The organism is Candidatus Thioglobus autotrophicus (assembly GCF_001293165.1).
Taxonomy (GTDB): Bacteria; Pseudomonadota; Gammaproteobacteria; order PS1; family Pseudothioglobaceae; genus Thioglobus_A; species Thioglobus_A autotrophicus.
Map to the genome: position 1 here is coordinate 642,905 of NZ_CP010552.1, position 19,072 is coordinate 661,976.

A 19,072-nucleotide genomic window follows, 5' to 3' on the forward strand; every position below is an offset into this window, starting at 1 on the left:
ATTTATTACGGAAATTATACTATGTTTAACTCTTTTTCAGCTGCTGATGCATGCAAACTATTGGCCAACGGCGCACAACTTGTAGACGTTCGCACCACCGCAGAATTTTCTCGTGGCGCCCTGCCTAACGCAATCAGCCTGCCACTTCAAGGCATCATGAATGCTAAGAATGTCATCGACAAAGACAAGACAATTATCTTATATTGTTTAAGTGGTGCGCGCTCAGCCACAGCTAAAAACTATCTGACGCAAATGGGTTTTGCAGAAGTCCACGACCTCGGCTCTTTTAAAAACTACAACTGCGAATAATTTCCCTTTGTAATTACAAGCAATTACCTCGACATTGCTTGTTAAAATTCTCTTATTCAGAATCAGTAATAATGCTAAATGAGAGTTAAAAGCACCTGGCACAAAACCCAAGTAAAAACCATTGACGATATCGCTGGTGCACTCGCATTTAATGCTTGGCGCATCACTAAAAATCAACTGACTGATTTAATCAATGAGGCCTATGTAATTGAAAAAGAACAAGTGTTTAATGTCATTCAAGAATATTTGTGCTATTTAATCCAATGTGTCGATAGATTAACCTTTGACATCCTTGATGCGAAAAAACGCCAAGAGTTAATCATTGCACTCGCCAAACAATCTGCTGATTATTATCATGAAAATAAAGGCGAGCGTATTGGCCCGGGCGACCATTGGCAGGAGTTTATCCAAACCTACAACTCACGCTCTCAAGATTATAGCGATTACGGCTTTCAAGATGGCGAACCTAATTATTTGTTCATGCGCTATTTTGGCGAAAAAATCCAACAGGCTATGACAGCAGCAGATGACAAATGGATTATTCAGCAAATGGTTGAAATTCAAGCGCCCAAAGCTTTTAAAGCTATCCAAAAAAGCGTCAATGATTTGGTGGCCGTCAAACAGATTATCTCAAAAGAAGAGAAAGTGGCGCAAAAAAAGAACAAAGTCCCGCGCTCTAAACGTGAATCTACTCGTCAAGATATCGCCTATAACAACAAATCTTCCAGCGATCATATCGTTTAGCTTGCAATCTCACCTAGTCGCCCCTAGATATTAACCATAGTTCATAAAAATTAGGAAGTGCGAATGATTACCATGTGTACACATTGTGGCGGACTCAACAACATACCGCTTGACAAACTTAACAACAATCCAAATTGTGGCAAATGTAAAAATCCACTATATACAGGCGAGCCAATTTCAATGACAGGCACACAACTCACCCGTGCTATTGAAAAAACAGACGAGCTTCTGGTTGTTGACTTTTGGGCAACTTGGTGTGGCCCATGCCAACAGTTCGCCCCAACTTTTAAACAGGCTGCCAATCAGCTAGAGCCAAAAGCACGCTTTATCAAAATTGAAACCGAAGCTGAACAGGCGATTGCCGCCAAATATTCAATTCGCTCAATCCCTACTTTGGTTCTGTTTAAAAATGGCCAAGAAATTGATCGTGTTTCGGGCGCACTAAGTGCACCAGATCTCACTAATTGGATCAATCAACATAGCTAAACTGGCTATTCTGAAAATTTACGAAATTTATACAAAAGTGGGAATAAACACCTGTTTTTTAGACAAATATCGTTAAAAAATGGGCATTTTTGGATAATTTAATGGATTTTTAAAGCTAATTTGCATTATTCCCAAAATTTTTATACAGTTTGCACCAAAAACATATAGAAAAAAGTGCCTGTAAATATACTCACCAGAGGATTACCTTTCCACAGGTGAATAGCCGCAGTCATGAAAACCGCAACAATAGTACTAAGACCTGTATAAGCCTGAAAATCAACCCCTTTTAAAACATAAATCACCAAGATGCTCATGACCATCGGCGGGGTGTATTTGGCAATCATATCCATCAGTGGATGATTGTGTCGCTGATGAAAGAAAATGAAAGGCAGTAAGCGTGTGGCGAAAGTTGCTAGCGCCATAACCACAATCACCAATAGTATGTAGCTTATGTCATTCATAAGTGTCTTTTTGGCTTAGCTTGATTGTTATTAATAACGCAATAGATAAAACAATTGAGAGTAGCAGCATTTGCTCTGAAAAAAAATAAATCGCTAAAAGTGAAGAAAAAATCGCAACAATAAATGGCAAAGGCTCTTTTATTTTTTTCCATTGTTCTATCAGTAAAACAACAAATAAAGCGGTAAGCGCAAAATCCATGCCTTGGGTGTTAATTTGAATACTGGCGCCAATCCAAGCGCCAAGTGTACAGCCAATAACCCAATAACTATGGTTTAATGCGGTAATGCTAAAATAATAATCGATAGGCTGTATACCATGTGGCGACTCTATAGTTGTGACTAGCGAGTAAGTTTCGTCGGTCAATCCAAAAGCTAGGTAGATTTTCTTAAGATTCCAGTCTCCAAACTTTTTAAGCATCGACAGACCATAAAAAATATGCCTAGAATTTAACAAAAAAGTAGCAATAAAAATTTCAAACAAACCGGCACCAGCTGCCAATAAGCCAATCACCATAAACTGTGCGGCACCTGCGTAAACAAAAACCGCCATCAGTGTGGCAAAATACCAGGCGTAGCCCAGGTCGTTAAATAAAATACCAAAAGCCACGCCTAGTGGCATATAGCCAAACAAAACTGGCAGGCTACTTTTAAAAATTTGTTGGTTCACAGTATATTAATTAAGCGTCGCTAAGATAGCTTTTAACCCGGGCTTGTTAGCAAAAATCTCTTCCTTGCTCAAACCGTCCATCTCGTGTGGAAAAATAAGCCAATCATTAGTTTGATACATGAAGTATTCAGGCGTTATCTCTGTTTTGTTATTATCTGGCTTATACCACGGCACTGCAATGCGAATATCATCAGGGGTATTTTTTCGAGATTTTTCACGTAGCGTCTCAATAATGGCTTGAATACTTCGCCCAGAGTCAAACACATCATCAACCAACAGCAGTTTATCTTCAGCATTAATATGACGAATTAAATAATCCAAACCATGCACTTGAACTTGGTCTTTTTGATTATTAATACCCTCATAAGAGGAAGTGCGAATAGCGATATGATCCGTATCATTGCCAAGATAAGCTAATATTTCTTGAATGGCAATTCCCACAGGCGTTCCGCCTCGCCAAACACCAACAATAAAATCTGGGCGAAAGCCGCTATTATGAATCGCAACGCCCAATCTAAATGAATCTAGCAGCAATTCATCAGCGGAGATGTAGGTTTTCTCAATAGACATTTTTTATAAAAATATAAACTTAGCAATAAATAAGGCACTCACCACATACATGCCAGAACTTAAAGCGTCCGCTTTTCCTGTGAATAGTTTCATCACCACATAACTAATAAAACCAAAAGCAATACCCTGAACAATTGAAAAAGTAAACGGCATTATTAGTACGGTTACTAGCACTGGAACGGCTTCTGTTAAATCAGCCCAGTCAATTTTAGCTAGACCAGCAGACATTAATACCGCCACAAATAATAGTGCAGGTGCTGTTGCATACGAAGGCACGATAGAAACCAGTGGTGCAAAAAATAAAGCAACAAAGAATAAGCCCGCTGCCACAACAGCCGTGAGGCCGGTACGTCCGCCAGCACTAATGCCTGAACCAGATTCAATAAAGCTGGTGGTGGTTGAAGTGCCTAAACCTGCACCAACAATAGTTGCAACACTATCGGCAGTCATGGCTTTTTTCATGTTCGGCAGCTTTCCATCTTTATCAAGCATATTGCCTTGATGCGCAACTGCAATTAAGGTGCCTGATGTATCAAAAAGATCAACAAAAAGAAAGGCAAAAATAACACCAATCATTGCTATGTCAAAGGCGCCGGCAACATCAAGCTTCATATAAGTTGGCTCAAGTGATGGTGGCATAGAAACAAACCCAGAAAACTCAACCATACCCATCATTAAAGCCACAATAGTAATGGCGATAATAGTAATCATTACCGCGCCAATGACTTTTCTATAAGCCAAGATAGCAATCATTAATAAGCCAAATAACGTTAACAATGATTCCGGTCTAGTGACATCACCTAGTGTCACAAAAGTGGCTGGATGATCAACCACCAGTCCTGAATTTTTCAAAGCAATGAGTGCTAAGAAAAATCCAATACCAGCAGCGATCGCATAGCGCAATGTCATTGGGATACTTTCAACAACCCACTGTCTTAGCTTAAAGATACTAATCAAAAAGAAGATGATTCCAGAAAACAGTACGGCGCCTAAAGCAATTTCCCAAGTGTAGCCCATTCCCATAACAACACCAAAGGTAAAAAAGGCACTTAGTCCAACACCAGGTGCTAGAACAACTGGATAGTTTGCATACAAGCCCATAATTAACGAACCTACAATAGCGGCAATAATAGTCGCTGTAAACACAGCGCCTTTATCCATTCCCGCCATGCTTAACACGTCTGGATTTAAGACAATAATATAAGACATGGTTAAAAAAGTTGTAATGCCGGCAATAATTTCGGTTTTAATCGTACTGCCACGATTGACAATATCAAAGTATTTGTTGAGCATGGTTTTGTTTTCCCAATATTTATTTAGGGTCATGACAACTTAAGCGACTCTTTTCTAAACATTCCAAGCAAAACTTTATAAATATTTTGCTTGCGATTATTAAATCTAAATTCGCATTCTTTTAAGTGTAAATTAAACATACTTTTATCCATTCCTTTAAACTTTACCAATCTATTTTTAGCATAACCCCAGAATGATTCAATTCCATTAATATGTGAATTACCTCTGGCAAATTCATTCTTACTATGATGCACTCTAAAGTGCTTCTTATAATCAAAATCTACAAGCCCATTATACCCGCGCCATCCATCTGAATGAATAACGCTATCAATACTAGTCTTACCCTTGATAATCCTTTGCAGGGTGGCGCTACTACAGTCTGGAACTATTTCAGTGTACACTTGATCGCCACGTTTCAACAAACCAAATACTATTGTTTTACCCCTGGCACCACGGCCGCGTTTTCCGCGGACGCGCCGTGCGCCAAAATAACTTTCGTCAACTTCAATCTGACCCACTAAAGGATCAGATTGAAGCAAAGATAACTCTAAAATTCTAAGTCTAATAGCAGTTAAATATTTGTTAATTGTTTGCCTGCTTAAACTTGTTAAATGAGAGATTTGAGTTGCACTCGAATCCTCAGAAAACAACAAAATTATTTGCCTAAATTTGGCCTCTGAAATACGTGAACGAATCACATACTTGTTTTTTACTTTCATGACGGTACTTTAACAGGTTTTTAAACATGCTTAAGTTGTCATGACCCTTTATTTAAATTCTGGATAGTTATATCCTAAATCAAGGATAAGGTGTAAAAAAAGTAAAAAAAAACCCCAGAATCATAACGATTCTGGGGTTTTTTAGAATTAAAGCCTAGCAATGTCCTACTCTCACATGGGGAGACCCCACACTACCATCGGCGCTAAGTGGTTTCACTTCTGAGTTCGGAATGGGATCAGGTGGGTCACACTTGCTATTGTCACTAAGCAAACTGGTTGCAACACTGTAATAAATACAGTATTTGCGAATTTAAAAGTTTTTATATCTTGATTAAAAAATCAATCTGAGATATAACAATTAATACATTTATAAAGTTTGAACACTTACTCAGTGTATTGCATGACACATCAACACAAAAATTATGGATTGAACAGTAACTGCTCAAATAATTTGGGTGTTATATGGTCAAGCCTCACGATCAATTAGTATACGTTAGCTTCAAGTATCACTACTCTTCCACACCGTACCTATCAACCTCGTAGTCTTCGAGGGATCTTTAGGAGAGTTAAACTCTCAGGGAGACCTTATCTTGGGAGGGGCTTCCCGCTTAGATGCTTTCAGCGGTTATCCTTTCCAAACATAGCTACTCGGCAATGCGACTGGCGTCACAACCGAAACACCAGAGGTTTGTCCATTCCGGTCCTCTCGTACTAAGAACAGCTTCCCTCAAGTCTCCAACGCCCACGGTAGATAGGGACCGAACTGTCTCACGACGTTCTAAACCCAGCTCGCGTACCACTTTAAATGGCGAACAGCCATACCCTTGGGACCTGCTTCAGCCCCAGGATGTGATGAGCCGACATCGAGGTGCCAAACACCGCCGTCGATGTGAACTCTTGGGCGGTATCAGCCTGTTATCCCCGGCGTACCTTTTATCCGTTGAGCGATGGTCCTTCCACTCAGAACCACCGGATCACTAAGACCTAGTTTCCTACCTGCTCGACGTGTCAGTCTCGCAGTCAAGCACCCTTTTACCTTTGCGCTCATTGCACGATGTCCGACCGTGCTGAGGGTACCTTTGCGCTCCTCCGTTACTCTTTGGGAGGAGACCGCCCCAGTCAAACTACCCACCATGCATTGTTCCCGATCCAGATAATGGACCAAGGTTAGAACCCCAACCATACCAGGGTGGTATTTCAAGGATGACTCCACTCTAACTAGCGTTAAAGTTTCAAAGTCTCCCACCTATCCTACACAAGTAGGATCAGAGTTCAATGCAAAGCTGTAGTAAAGGTGCACGGGGTCTTTCCGTCTGGCCGCGGGTATACTGCATCTTAACAGCAATTTCAATTTCACTGAGTCTCGGGTGGAGACAGTGTGGCCCTCGTTACGCCATTCGTGCAGGTCGGAACTTACCCGACAAGGAATTTCGCTACCTTAGGACCGTTATAGTTACGGCCGCCGTTTACTTGGGCTTCGATCAAAAGCTTCGGACGAATCCTAACCTCATCAATTAACCTTCAAGCACCGGGCAGGCGTCACACCCTATACGTCCACTTACGTGTTTGCAGAGTGCTGTGTTTTTAATAAACAGTCGGAGCCACCTGGTATCTTCAACTCTTTTCAGCTTCATCAGCTAGTGATTTCACCTACAAAGAGCACACCTTCTCCCGAAGTTACGGTGTCATTTTGCCTAGTTCCTTCACCCGAGTTCTCTCAAGCGCCTTAGAATTCTCATCTCGTCCACCTGTGTCGGTTTGGGGTACGGTTTCATATAACCTATAGCTTAGAGGATTTTCCTGGAAGCATGGTATCACTCACTTCGCCCAAAAGAGGGCTCGTTATCACGCCTTGAAATAGAGGTTCCCGGATTTTCCTAAGAACCATTTCTACACGCTTGAACTTGGACAACCATCGCCAAGCTGAGCTAACCTTCTCCGTCTTCCCATCGCAGTTATATGAAGTACAGGAATATTAACCTGTTTCCCATCGACTACGCATTTCTGCCTCGCCTTAGGGGCCGACTAACCCTACGCCGATTAACGTTGCGTAGGAAACCTTGGACTTCTGGCGAGGGGGTTTTTCACCCCCTTTATCGTTACTCATGTCAGCATTCGCACTTCTGATACCTCCAGCATCCCTCACAGGACACCTTCAACGGCTTACAGAACGCTCTCCTACCATCGCAATAAATTGCGATCCATAGCTTCGGTATGTAGTTTTAGCCCCGTTAAATCTTCCGCGCAAACCGACTCGACCAGTGAGCTATTACGCACTCTTTAAAGGAATGGCTGCTTCTAAGCCAACCTCCTGGCTGTCTGGGCCTTTTCACATCGTTTCCCACTTAACTACAATTTTGGGACCTTAGCTGATGGTCTGGGTTGTTTCCCTTTCCACTACGGACGTTAGCACCCGCAGTGTGTCTCCCATGCTCATACTTTCAGGTATTCGGAGTTTGCAATGGTTTACTAAGTCTTGACGACCCGCTAGCCATAACAGTGCTCTACCCCCTGAAGTAATACATGAGGCTCTACCTAAATAGATTTCGGAGAGAACCAGCTATCTCCGGGTTTGTTTGGCCTTTCACCCCTATCCACAGCTCATCCCCTCATTTTTCAACATAAGTGGGTTCGGGCCTCCAGTTAGTTTTACCTAACCTTCACCCTGGCCATGGATAGATCACCCGGTTTCGGGTCTACTCCCAGCTACTAATCGCCCATTTAAGACTCGGTTTCCCTACGGCTCCCCTATTGGTTAACCTTGCAACTGAGAAGTAAGTCGCTGACCCATTATACAAAAGGTACGCAGTCACGGAATAAATCCGCTCCTACTGCTTGTATGCATACGATTTCAGGTTCTATTTCACTCCCCTCCCGGGGTTCTTTTCGCCTTTCCCTCACGGTACTTGTTCACTATCGGTCATTAGAGAGTATTTAGCCTTGGAGGGTGGTCCCCCCATATTCAAACAGCGTTTCACGTGCGCCGCCTTACTCGATTTCACATTAATTAAATTTTCCTATACGGGACTATCACCCTGTATCGTTGAACTTTCCAGAACATTCTAGTAATTTAAAAAATGCTTAAGGGCTGTTCCCCGTTCGCTCGCCGCTACTAAGGGAATCTCGGTTGATTTCTTTTCCTCTAGGTACTTAGATGTTTCAGTTCCCTAGGTTAGCTTCAGTGACCTATGTATTCAGTCAAAGATAATGGTCTGATGACCACTGGGTTTTCCCATTCGGAGATCTCCGGGTTAAAGCTTATTTATCAGCTAACCGAAGCTTATCGCAGATTATCACGTCCTTCATCGCCTTCTAATGCCAAGGCATCCGTCGTATGCACTTATTCACTTGACCATATAACCCCAAAGTATCTGAGTTACATGGTTCTTATTCACCAAGAAGTCACAAATTGTGATAAATCACAATCGGTGAATTCTATATTTATTTATCAAAGAGAGAAATTAATCTCTCAATGAGAATCCATTTTTTTTGAAATTGTTGTGTCAATGCAATACACCAATGATAACTGTCATCACAACAGTTATCGCGTTGTTATATTGTATATTTACAAACTTTACTTCATGTATTAAATTGTTAAAGAGCTCCAAACCCGAGGGCTTGGTATAAAAACTTAAACAAAGTAACAGTAACGTTAACTTGTTTAAGTTTTTAAACTTTAGATTAAGTGGTGGAGCCAGGGAGGATCGAACTCCCGACCTCTTGCGTGCAAGGCAAGCGCTCTCCCAGCTGAGCTATGGCCCCAAATAAGTTATGATAATATCATAAAATGGTGGGTCTGGGTGGATTTGAACCACCGACCTCACCCTTATCAGGGGTGCGCTCTAACCAACTGAGCTACAGACCCTGAAAAAACGTAAATACGTTTCTAGGGAACACTTAGTCTATCTTCTTTAAATTTTATCAAATAACTTGTTGTGGACACTCATACTTTTCTTAAGGAGGTGATCCAACCCCAGCTTCCGCTAGGGTTACCTTGTTACGACTTTACCCCAGTCATGAATCACACCGTGGTAACCGTCCCCTGTAAACAGTTAGACTAGCTACTTCTGGTGCAACCCACTCCCATGGTATGACGGGCGGTGTGTACAAGACCCGGGAACGTATTCACCGTGGCATTCTGATCCACGATTACTAGCGATTCCGACTTCACGGAGTCGAGTTGCAGACTCCGATCCGGACTACGAAAAGGTTTATGAGATTAGCACCACCTCGCGGCTTAGCAACCCTTTGTCCTTCCCATTGTAGCACGTGTGTAGCCCTGGTCGTAAGGGCCATGATGACTTGACGTCGTCCCCGCCTTCCTCCGGTTTATCACCGGCAGTCTCCTTATAGTTCCCACCATGATGTGCTGGCAAATAAGGATAGGGGTTGCGCTCGTTACGGGACTTAACCCAACATCTCACGACACGAGCTGACGACAGCCATGCAGCACCTGTATCACGGTTCCCGAAGGCACCAATCCATCTCTGGAAAGTTCCGTGTATGTCAAGACCAGGTAAGGTTCTTCGCGTTGCATCGAATTAAACCACATGCTCCACCGCTTGTGCGGGTCCCCGTCAATTCCTTTGAGTTTTAACCTTGCGGCCGTACTCCCCAGGCGGACAACTTAACGCGTTAGCTTCGCCACTAAGAGGTAAACCCTCCCAACGGCTAGTTGTCATCGTTTACGGCGTGGACTACCAGGGTATCTAATCCTGTTTGCTACCCACGCTTTCGTACCTCAGTGTCAGTATTAGTCCAGAAAGCTGCCTTCGCCATTGATGTTCCTTCAGATATCTACGCATTTCACCGCTACACCTGAAATTCCACTTTCCTCTCCTATACTCTAGTTTGCCAGTTTCAAATGCAGTTCCCAGGTTGAGCCCGGGGCTTTCACATCTGACTTAACAAACCACCTACGCACGCTTTACGCCCAGTAATTCCGATTAACGCTTGCACCCTCCGTATTACCGCGGCTGCTGGCACGGAGTTAGCCGGTGCTTCTTCTAAAGTTAACGTCAAGGCTAAAGAGTATTAATCTTTAGCTTTTCTTCACAATTGAAAGTGCTTTACAACCCTCAGGCCTTCTTCACACACGCGGTATTGCTGGATCAGGCTTGCGCCCATTGTCCAATATTCCCCACTGCTGCCTCCCGTAGGAGTCTGGGCCGTGTCTCAGTCCCAGTGTGGCTGATCATCCTCTCAGACCAGCTAAAGATCGTCGCCTTGGTGAGCTTTTACCTCACCAACAAGCTAATCTTACGCAGGCTCATCAAATAGCGAAAGCTTATAAATAGAGGCCCTCTTTACTCCGTAGAGATTATGCGGTATTAATCCGGATTTCTCCGGGCTATCCCCCACTACTTGGCAGATTCCTACGCGTTACTCACCCGTCCGCCACTCGACGCCTGTTAGCAAGCTAACATCGTTTCCGTTCGACTTGCATGTGTTAAGCATACCGCCAGCGTTCAATCTGAGCCAGGATCAAACTCTTCAGTTTAATTCTAACTATTTAGAACATTGGCAACATTTATAAATAAATGCGCTTTGCGTTCAATTTTTTTAAAAGCTTAATTGCTTTAGTTTTTTATGTGCACTTGCACAATTTAATGTACGAGTGCCCACACAAGTTATTTGATAGTTTTTTAAAGAGCTACTGCAAAAAAATGTAATTGTTATGCAGTGAAAGATGGAAATTATACAGCGTTAAATCTTCTTGTCAACACTTATTTTCAACTTTCTTTGCAATAAACTTTTTACTGTTTTGGTGCAGTGAAAGCGCAGAATTATACTAAGTATTTCCCTGTGGTCAAGTGTTATTTGATTTATTTCTTAAATTAATTTATTGAGGCGACAGTTTATCCTTTGAAACCGCTCTATTAAGCCATTCATCGGCCTCATCAATATCAACAATATTTTGTTGTGCGTCAATCATTTCCATGTCATTATCGTTCCAACCCTTGATACCCATTTTTAATGAACGCACATTTTCAAACCCCATTGTTTGCATTGTTTGCGCTGCTAGGGCACTTCTATTGCCAGATCGACAAATAACCACGACATTTTGGTCGCGTGCTTTAGCCAGCTTTGGCACAGTATCGTCATAATTCCAAACACAGGCACCTTCGAGTACGCCTCTAGGAATATGCAATGAATTCTTAATGTGCATTTTCTGAAATTCGTCTGCTTCTCTAATATCTAACAAGATAAGTTCTGGCGTGCTTTCAATTTCCTCTTCTAAGTCCCAAGGAAAAACCTCATCGACTGTTGTTAATGCTGTTTCAACTAACTGCTGGTATTGATCCGTCATATTCTACTTTATTTGCAATAACCCTTTTCAGTCACCATAACTGCCACCTCGACTCGCGAGGATAGAGAAAGCTTCTTTAAAATTGATTTAACATGTAATTTGACCGTACCATCTGAAATGCCTAATTCTCTAGCGATGACTTTGTTACTATGGCCAATTGATACCTGGCAGGCAACTTCCTTTTCACGATTGGTTAAAACTTCAAATGAGGTTTCGCTCTCAGTTAGCTCATTGCGTAGGACTTTGGCCAGAATATGCGTCATATCTTGTGCCACAACAATTGAACCTTTGGCGATTTCATTCAGTGCTTCAACGAGCTCATCAGGGTCCATGTCTTTTAGTAAATAGCCTTGGGCACCGTATTTAAGACAATCTCGTAAATCCGTCTCTTCGGTACTGGTTGTGAGCATAACCACTGGCGCTGAAATCTGGCGCTCTTTTAAGATCTTCAAAACCTCAATACCTGACATTTGTGGCATACGTAGATCTAGCAAAATAATATCCACCTCTAGCGATGCAATCTCTTCTAAACCTTGCGTAGGCGATGAAGCGGCACTAGCCAAGATATCCTTTGACTCCAATAAAGCAATCAAACCATTTCTAAATAGAGCATGGTCATCGATAATATATATATTCATAGTCTTTTACTTAGAAAAATTAACAGTAATTCGGGTGCCTTCATCAACCTCGGACTCAACCTCGATCTTAGCGCCAATTCTCTGGGCGCGCTCTTTCATAATATTCATACCAATATTATTCCCCATTATTTCACTAGCGCCTTGGTCTTTTACAAAACCAATGCCATCATCCTCGATAAGCAACTGACAATTTGGTTTGGCGGTTAGTAAAATTCTCACATTGCGAGCACCAGCATGCTTGCGGATATTAGACAAAGCCTCTTGAGTAATACGCATGATCTGCATCTCTACTTCAGGATCAACCTTAATCTTGCCTTTAATTTGCAAGAATGTTGCAATACCTTCTTCTGATTTAAAACGATTCACCAGATTCTCTAATGAAACTTCAATGCCTTTAGGATCTAGTGGCACTCGAAAATTACACATCAACTCTCTTAACTCTTGATTTGCTTGGGTAATATTAGTTTGTAAAGCTTCAATCTGATGATGTGCATCTAACTGTTTCGCCTGCTTTAAGGAATTACCCAATACACTAACCTGCAGCTTAAGACTATAAATGGTTTGCGCCAAAGAATCATGAATTTCTTGCGATAAGAACAGTCGCTCTTGTGACAGCTCCATGCGTTTAGTTTGCTCATTTAAAGTAGATTTGTCTAACGCAATGGCAATATTTTCAGCAATAGACTCTAACAATGCCCTTTCATCAAAAGAAAGTGAAGGCTCACTATCAAAGAATAAATTAAATATACCCAGTGTTTTCCCGTGATGACGTAACGGAATAAAAATGGTACCAACATCGGCCACCTTTCTAGACTCCTGACCCACACATTTGGCACAAGAATGTACACTAAACTGCACACCTGCTTCTTTAGCCATGGCCACCTCACCACAAAAACAATCACTGCTTAATACTTGCAGCTCCTGGCCTTGTGGATCAATCACTCCATGCTGGGCAACTAGATACAACTCTCCATCTTCTGCCAAACTTCTGGCGGCACCAGAGCTGGCGCCGGTCATGCTGACAAACATGCCTAAAAAATACTCAAACAACTCGTCAGTCGAATGCAGTTGATTAAGCTTTGATGACACACTATAAAGTGTTTCCAGAGAGGCTGACTTATGACTAAGACGCTGAATTTGCTTCTTAAGGATATTTTCCATGTCATCATAAAGATGCTGATTTTCATCAATCAAATGATTAATAGCGGTTGCTACTGGTTGAAACGTTGTATCGTGATCTTCGTCCAAGCGCATGCTTTGATTGGCTTTAAAGCCTGAAACCCAGGCTTGTAAATTGGAAAAAGGCAATAGAAAATCTTTACGAATTGAGAGGTATAAACCAAGATAGACAAACAAAATCAAAGCTACCAAAAGTGCGTCAATCATATTTTTAGTCGCATAAAGCAGCGTAATTTCAGTCAGTAGAAATGGTGACAATAGCGCCGTCACCATAAAATAAAGATAAAATTTATACTGAATTTTCATGATCTTATTTACCAATACAAAAAGAGGAAAAAATTTCACCCAATAAATCGTCTGAGGAGAACTCGCCGGTAATGCTAGCCATGGCTTGACCAGCATGACGAAGATCCTCTGCCATCAGCTCTATAGCACCGCCATCAAGTTGGATTAGAGCGTTATCAATTGCATTTAACGATTCTTCAAGTGCGATAATATGGCGCTTACGGGCCAATACCACACCCTCTGCACCACTATCAAAACCGGCCATATCTGCTAATTCTTGCCTTAACAAATCAATACCTTGTATATCTTTAGTACAAATAGATAGCTGGGTTTTATTCTGTTCAACCTGTCTTTCAACCGCTTCGCCCGTCAGATCAATTTTATTCTTAATAATCAGTAGTTTTTTCGCATCGATAGCATCGGGCAATATCGAAAAATCAGGACTTTGATCTTGCGCGTCATACATTAATAGCACGACATCCGCCTGAGCAATCGCATCGCGTGCTCTTTTAATGCCTTCTTTCTCCACCACATCCTCACTCTCATGCAATCCTGCAGTATCGATAATATTAAGTGGCATACCATTAATATGTATGGTTTCGCGCAGCACGTCTCTGGTGGTGCCGGCAATATCTGTCACAATAGCGCTGGAACGTTGAGTAAGTGCATTCAATAAAGAGGATTTGCCCGCATTGGGTTTACCTGCAATAGCGACATTGAGACCTTCACGCAAAATAGCGCCTTGCGTAGCGGCGTGTAAAATTTGTTGAATTTCAGCTTTAATGGCTTGAGTTTTTACTTGCACTTGCTCAGATTGCAAAAAATCAATCTCTTCGTCTGAAAAATCAATCGTCGCTTCTACAAAAATACGTAGATTAATGATGGATTGAGTTAGGGCGTTTACTTGCTTTGAAAACACCCCCGATAAAGACCTGAGTGCAGAGCGAGAAGCCTGCTCAGAATTAGCATCAATAATATCTGCCACGGCTTCGGCCTGCACCAAATCCATTTTTCCATTTAAAAAAGCGCGCTTGGAAAACTCGCCTGGCTCGGCCGGCTTAGCACCCAAAGCAATACTAGCTTCGATTAAAGAACGCATGACACTCAAGCCACCATGGCCTTGAAATTCAAGCACATCTTCACCAGTAAAAGAGTTTGGCCCTGGGAAAAATAATGCAATACCTTGATCAACTTCCACATGGTTGTTGTCAAAAAATGACCCGTAATGTGCATAACGAGGCTTGGGTACAAACCCCAACATTTTTTGAGCAATGGCTTGACTAAGTGGGCCAGAAACACGCACGACGCCAATACCGCCCTTGCCAATACTACTGGCCAATGCACAAATGGTTGACTCGTTACTATCCATACTCAAACCTGATTAAAGTATTGCGCTAAATATTGATCGAAACTCAAGGTATCTGCCACTTCTATTTCACGCTGTTGCTGGCAAGATGTCTGCGCTTGTCCGTCTAAATAATCAAAATGCGCCTGATTAACATCCTGAACTAAAAAATCTTGACGATATTGCTTAGCATACTGATTAATATAATCAAAAAATCCCTGATTTTGGCTTTTCATGTTGTTGAGTGTTTGTGCAGAAGGAGTTAGCTCCGGATCGTCAAAACGTTTCACAATATCACTTACTGCTTGGACGTATGGCGCACCAAACAACGTAGCACACAGACTCAAATCTACAGCAAGTTGTTCGCCAAATTCAGCAATTGAAATCTCTTTAGCCTGATGTTTAAGCTTTATATTTGGCTTGCGACCTTCGTGCGCAATCAGCTGATCATTACTGTCAATTTCAAATTGTTCCCTGGTGGAAATAGCAGGAGAATCTTTTAAGAGACAAAATAGTAAAAATACTTCCAAGAAATGAATTTGCGTCTCGTCGATGCCCATTGGCAATGCAGGATTAATATCTAGCGATCTTAACTCAACATAAGCAATACCTTTAGCGCTCAAACTATCCAGTGGTTTTTTGCCAGACTCTATTAGAGGCTTGGGCCTAACAGAAGCATAATATTCGTTTTCAATTTGCAGTGTATTAGCGTTCAGCTGTTGATACTCTCCATCAGCCTTAAGGCCAAACTTCTCATAATCACTGCATGGGGTTGCCATACCTGCTTTAAGTGAATTTACATAGTGGCTTAATGAATTATAGTTGGCTTTTACGCCCGCCTCATCTTCGCGCAAATTTTGATAGCCAATATCACCCATACGCAAGGAAGTTGCATAAGGCTTATATAAAGTTGAGTCATTAAACTCTACCAAAGAATGCTGATGATAACCCTTTAAAAATGATTTACAAACAGCCGGCGAAGCGCCAAATAAATAAGGCACAATCCAGCCATAGCGTACCACGTTTCGAGTGAGCGCCATATAGGCCCCATCTTTATTTTGGTCATTTTCTGATAGTGCACAGAATTTTTCAATAAATTCTTCAGAAAATGAGTAATTAAAATGAATGCCAGCAATCACCTGCATCACGCTACCATAGCGATTCGCCAAACCCTGGCGGTAAACCGTTTTCATCTTGCCGCGATTACTCGAGCCGTACTGAGCAATAGGGATATAAGTCTTGCCACGCATCACACACGGCATGCTCGCCGGCCAAAAACTTTGATCTTTAGGCAAGCGACAATACAAATAATGCTGAGTATCTTGCAAAAAATCCAGCACAGAGCGTGCACTGGATAACGGTGGCGTGACTAATTCTAACAAAGACTCAGAAAAATCCGTGGTGATATTCGGGTGCGTTAGTGCGCAACCCAAAGCGCTCGGGTGTGGCGCTTGCGACAGCCCGCCTTTTTTAGAGACGCGCAAACCTTCTTTTTCGATACCCATTAAATTACCCGAAAGTAATTGCGCATGAGGCTTGAGTAATTGAATTTTTTGCTCTATGTTCAAAGGACTTACAAATTAAAATAAAGCTTATTTTACCATTAGCTGATTTAAATGAAGACAATCAAGGCCGTCGTCGGTGTACTGCAAAATTCTGCCAACGAAATACTCATTGCCAAGCGTCAAGCACATCAATTTATGTCTGGATTTTGGGAGCTCCCCGGCGGAAAAATTGAGCCCAACGAGTCTGAACAACAAGCCATTATTAGAGAGTTAAAAGAAGAATTGGGCATTATCGTTACGGATTTATCGATCCACCAAACCATGGTTTATCAATACACGGATAGAATAGTGGAATTAAGCATTTACACTATTAATCAATATCAAAACACCCCTGAAGGCATTGAGGGTCAAGAAATAGTTTGGACAAACATTAAAGACCTGTCTCAATACAAATTATTACCAACCATGACAGCCTTTATTAACTCTATCACTCTGCCTAACAAATATTGGATCACTCCATCAAGCAATCATCAAAGCGAAGCATGGACGAGAAAATTTGACGAAAAACTTAAACAAGGCATTGGCCTTATTCAACTTAGAAGCAAAGTTGATATAAATAGCAACTTTATCGCAGAACTTTACAACAAATGCACGCAAAATAACGTCAAATTACTCCTAAATATTCCAAACAAAACCTTCAATGAGTCCTATTGTGACGGCTGGCATCTCACCACCGGTGAAATGCTTAAAATACATAATAGACCTTGTGCTAACGATAAAATACTTGGGGTTTCAACACACGATTTAACAGAAGCCTTAAAAGCTCAAGAAATCGGTGCAGATTTTGTGGTTATCTCACCCGTTCAAGCCACTCAAACTCACCCAGATACCTCCCCAATAGGCTGGGAAGCTGCTGGAGAAGTCATCAAAAAACTCAACATTCCTGTGTACTTTCTCGGTGGTATGACGATTAACGATTTAAATAAAACTCTAAAACTGGGTGCCCAAGGTATAGCTGGGGTAAGTGCTTTTTAATCTTTGTATCAAGTTAGGCTCTAGCCAAAGTGAGTACATCACAAGATTTAACGCCTGCTTTAAGTACAGTTTTTGCCAGTTCATTCAGGCTTGATCCGGTGGTCATGACGTCATCAACCAACAAGACTTTTTTATAGTTTAGCAGCTTTGCGCTAAAGGCATTTTTAATTTCACTTTGTCGCTCTTGAAGGTCTAGCGTGGATAAGGCTCGAGTTGCCTTGGTTCGTTTTACGCTTTTTTGATCAATCAAAATATTGGATTTTTTAGCAATAATTCTTAATAGCTCATGCGTTTGATTGTAGCCCCTTTCACGCAAGCGCTGTTTGCTGAGTGGTAGCGGAATAATGGCGTCATAATCACCTTGTTGACGAATAATGCTCAAGTATTTATTGTGCAATTTATGCGCAAAAAAATCACCAATACACAGTTGATGATCAAACTTGAAGCGTTTGATAAGTGTTGTGCAACTGCTCGCATAATCATAAACAGTATAGGCTTTGGAGAAAAGGGGTGCTTGTGCCAAACAAGTAGTGCAAAAATGCAGCTGAGTATTTATTGGTGTGGCGCAAGACTGGCATCGGTACTTAGCACTCACTAAGCTTTGCTCGCACTCTGTGCACACGCAAAAATCTGAATATTGCATACACAACATGCAAGTCTGCTTAGGAATAAAGGGCTTTATCCGCGTGTAAATACCCATGTTGTATCATCTGACATGTCTTGTTGAAAACGATAATCTTCCAGACTAAAAGCTTTGAGATCTTGTGGATTTTCAATGCGATTTTTAACCATATACTGCACCATCAAGCCACGAGCTCGCTTGGCATAAATGCCGATAATCTTATACTTATCACCTTTAAACTCTTTAAAAACGATATTAATAATTTGTGCTTTTAGGGACTTTTGATCAATGCCTTTAAAATACTCATTGGAAGCTAAATTAATAATCACTTCTGACTCGTCTTCATTGAGTAATTCGGAGATTTTACTACCCCAAAACTCATACAAATTTTTGCCTTTGGGGTTTTTGAGCTTGGTACCCATTTCTAGCCGATAAGGTGCAATCAAATCTAGTGGTCTAATCACGCCATACAAGCCTGATAGCATGCGCAAATGATCTTGTGCAAATTCTAGGTCTTTTTTTGATAAATTAGGCACATCAATACCCGTATAAACATCGCCCTTAAAGGCTAAAAGTGCCTGCTTGGCATTGCTAAAATCAAATGGCGTGGAGAAGTCTTGAAAGCGTGTGTAATTTAAGTGGGCCAATTTTTCACTAATAGACATCAGCTTAGAAAGCTCTTCCCGGGTTTTCTGTTTAAGGATTTTAACCAATACCTCTGATTCGTCTAATTGACGTGTTAAGGTACGATCTTGTATATCAGGCGTGGAAAAATCTTGAGTTTTAGAGGGGGAGATAACCGCTAACATGGCTGTATTTTTTTTGATCCATAATAGGTAAATATTCTACCTGATAACGCCAAGCAAATGCACTTTGACACTAGGGGATTTCAGGCGAAATGAAT

General features: G+C 41.6%; 16 protein-coding genes, 2 tRNA genes and 3 rRNA genes. 4 read left to right on the forward strand and 17 right to left on the reverse strand.

The window, feature by feature from the left end; all coding sequences use genetic code 11:
* The first annotated feature begins 21 nt into the window (after positions 1 to 21).
* The 3 genes from SP60_RS03485 (at position 22) to trxC (ending at position 1,539) form a co-directional block, all read left to right on the forward strand.
* Entirely contained in the window at positions 22 to 309 is a 288-nt protein-coding gene (locus SP60_RS03485; RefSeq protein WP_053951307.1) for a rhodanese-like domain-containing protein, read from the forward strand.
* 78 nt (positions 310 to 387) lie between these two features.
* Positions 388 to 1,053: a hypothetical protein gene (locus SP60_RS03490; protein ID WP_053951308.1), complete on the forward strand. Its 666-nt coding sequence runs from the start codon at positions 388 to 390 to the stop codon at positions 1,051 to 1,053.
* A gap of 63 nt (positions 1,054 to 1,116) precedes the next feature.
* On the forward strand, positions 1,117 to 1,539 hold the full coding sequence (gene trxC / locus SP60_RS03495) for a thioredoxin TrxC (protein ID WP_053951309.1): 423 nt from the start codon (positions 1,117 to 1,119) through the stop codon (positions 1,537 to 1,539).
* Positions 1,540 to 1,679: 140 nt separating this feature from the next.
* Here the strand turns inward: trxC and SP60_RS03500 are convergent, their stop codons facing one another.
* The 15 genes from SP60_RS03500 to gshA all read right to left on the reverse strand — a co-directional run bounded on the left by SP60_RS03500 (position 1,680) and on the right by gshA (position 16,574).
* Positions 1,680 to 2,000, reverse strand: coding sequence for a branched-chain amino acid transporter permease (locus SP60_RS03500; RefSeq protein ID WP_053951310.1), 321 nt, complete (start codon positions 1,998 to 2,000; stop codon positions 1,680 to 1,682).
* Positions 1,993 to 2,667, reverse strand: a complete 675-nt coding sequence (locus tag SP60_RS03505) for an AzlC family ABC transporter permease (protein ID WP_082319635.1) — start codon at positions 2,665 to 2,667, stop codon at positions 1,993 to 1,995. The genes SP60_RS03500 and SP60_RS03505 overlap by 8 nt, the downstream gene beginning before the upstream one ends.
* 6 nt (positions 2,668 to 2,673) lie before the next feature.
* On the reverse strand, positions 2,674 to 3,237 hold the full coding sequence (locus SP60_RS03510) for a phosphoribosyltransferase (RefSeq protein WP_053951311.1): 564 nt from the start codon (positions 3,235 to 3,237) through the stop codon (positions 2,674 to 2,676).
* 3 nt (positions 3,238 to 3,240) lie between these two features.
* Positions 3,241 to 4,530, reverse strand: coding sequence for an NCS2 family permease (locus SP60_RS03515; RefSeq protein ID WP_053952211.1), 1,290 nt, complete (start codon positions 4,528 to 4,530; stop codon positions 3,241 to 3,243).
* 29 nt (positions 4,531 to 4,559) lie between these two features.
* The gene (locus SP60_RS03520; RefSeq protein WP_053951129.1) at positions 4,560 to 5,249 is read right to left on the reverse strand and encodes an IS1595 family transposase; all 690 of its coding nucleotides are present in this window, start codon (positions 5,247 to 5,249) and stop codon (positions 4,560 to 4,562) included.
* Between the two features lie 152 nt (positions 5,250 to 5,401).
* A 5S ribosomal RNA gene (gene rrf, locus SP60_RS03525) occupies positions 5,402 to 5,517 on the reverse strand.
* A 194-nt stretch (positions 5,518 to 5,711) separates the two neighbouring features.
* Positions 5,712 to 8,603 (reverse strand): 23S ribosomal RNA (locus SP60_RS03530).
* A gap of 332 nt (positions 8,604 to 8,935) precedes the next feature.
* A tRNA-Ala gene (locus tag SP60_RS03535) sits at positions 8,936 to 9,011 on the reverse strand.
* 26 nt (positions 9,012 to 9,037) lie between these two features.
* Positions 9,038 to 9,114, reverse strand: a tRNA-Ile gene (locus tag SP60_RS03540).
* Positions 9,115 to 9,204: 90 nt separating this feature from the next.
* Positions 9,205 to 10,749: ribosomal RNA gene (locus SP60_RS03545) — 16S ribosomal RNA — on the reverse strand.
* The 16S, 23S and 5S rRNA genes sit together here with 2 tRNA genes alongside, the layout of an rRNA operon.
* Positions 10,750 to 11,091: 342 nt before the next feature.
* On the reverse strand, positions 11,092 to 11,559 hold the full coding sequence (locus SP60_RS03550; RefSeq protein WP_053951312.1) for a rhodanese-like domain-containing protein: 468 nt from the start codon (positions 11,557 to 11,559) through the stop codon (positions 11,092 to 11,094).
* Positions 11,560 to 11,567: 8 nt separating this feature from the next.
* The gene (locus tag SP60_RS03555) at positions 11,568 to 12,197 is read right to left on the reverse strand and encodes a response regulator (RefSeq protein WP_053951313.1); all 630 of its coding nucleotides are present in this window, start codon (positions 12,195 to 12,197) and stop codon (positions 11,568 to 11,570) included.
* Between the two features lie 6 nt (positions 12,198 to 12,203).
* Complete coding sequence (locus SP60_RS03560; RefSeq protein ID WP_053951314.1) at positions 12,204 to 13,682, reverse strand: GAF domain-containing sensor histidine kinase; 1,479 nt, start codon at positions 13,680 to 13,682, stop codon at positions 12,204 to 12,206.
* Positions 13,683 to 13,686: 4 nt separating this feature from the next.
* Positions 13,687 to 15,030 carry a tRNA uridine-5-carboxymethylaminomethyl(34) synthesis GTPase MnmE gene (mnmE, locus tag SP60_RS03565; protein ID WP_053951315.1) on the reverse strand — a complete coding sequence of 448 codons (1,344 nt, stop codon included), beginning with the start codon at positions 15,028 to 15,030 and terminating at the stop codon, positions 13,687 to 13,689.
* 2 nt (positions 15,031 to 15,032) lie between these two features.
* Positions 15,033 to 16,574 (reverse strand): glutamate--cysteine ligase, encoded by a 1,542-nt coding sequence (gene gshA, locus SP60_RS03570; protein ID WP_053951316.1) that lies wholly within the window; start codon positions 16,572 to 16,574, stop codon positions 15,033 to 15,035.
* A 48-nt stretch (positions 16,575 to 16,622) separates the two neighbouring features.
* Here gshA and SP60_RS03575 point away from each other — a divergent pair, with 48 nt between their 5' ends.
* Positions 16,623 to 17,546, forward strand: coding sequence for a Nudix family hydrolase (locus SP60_RS03575; RefSeq protein WP_053951317.1), 924 nt, complete (start codon positions 16,623 to 16,625; stop codon positions 17,544 to 17,546).
* A gap of 13 nt (positions 17,547 to 17,559) precedes the next feature.
* Here SP60_RS03575 and SP60_RS03580 read toward each other — a convergent pair whose 3' ends face one another.
* Together SP60_RS03580 and yaaA are read right to left on the reverse strand one after the other, a co-directional pair.
* Positions 17,560 to 18,198 (reverse strand): ComF family protein, encoded by a 639-nt coding sequence (locus SP60_RS03580; protein WP_144418583.1) that lies wholly within the window; start codon positions 18,196 to 18,198, stop codon positions 17,560 to 17,562.
* 26 nt (positions 18,199 to 18,224) lie between these two features.
* Positions 18,225 to 18,977, reverse strand: a complete 753-nt coding sequence (gene yaaA / locus SP60_RS03585; RefSeq protein ID WP_053951319.1) for a peroxide stress protein YaaA — start codon at positions 18,975 to 18,977, stop codon at positions 18,225 to 18,227.
* Between the last annotated feature and the right edge of the window lie 95 nt (positions 18,978 to 19,072).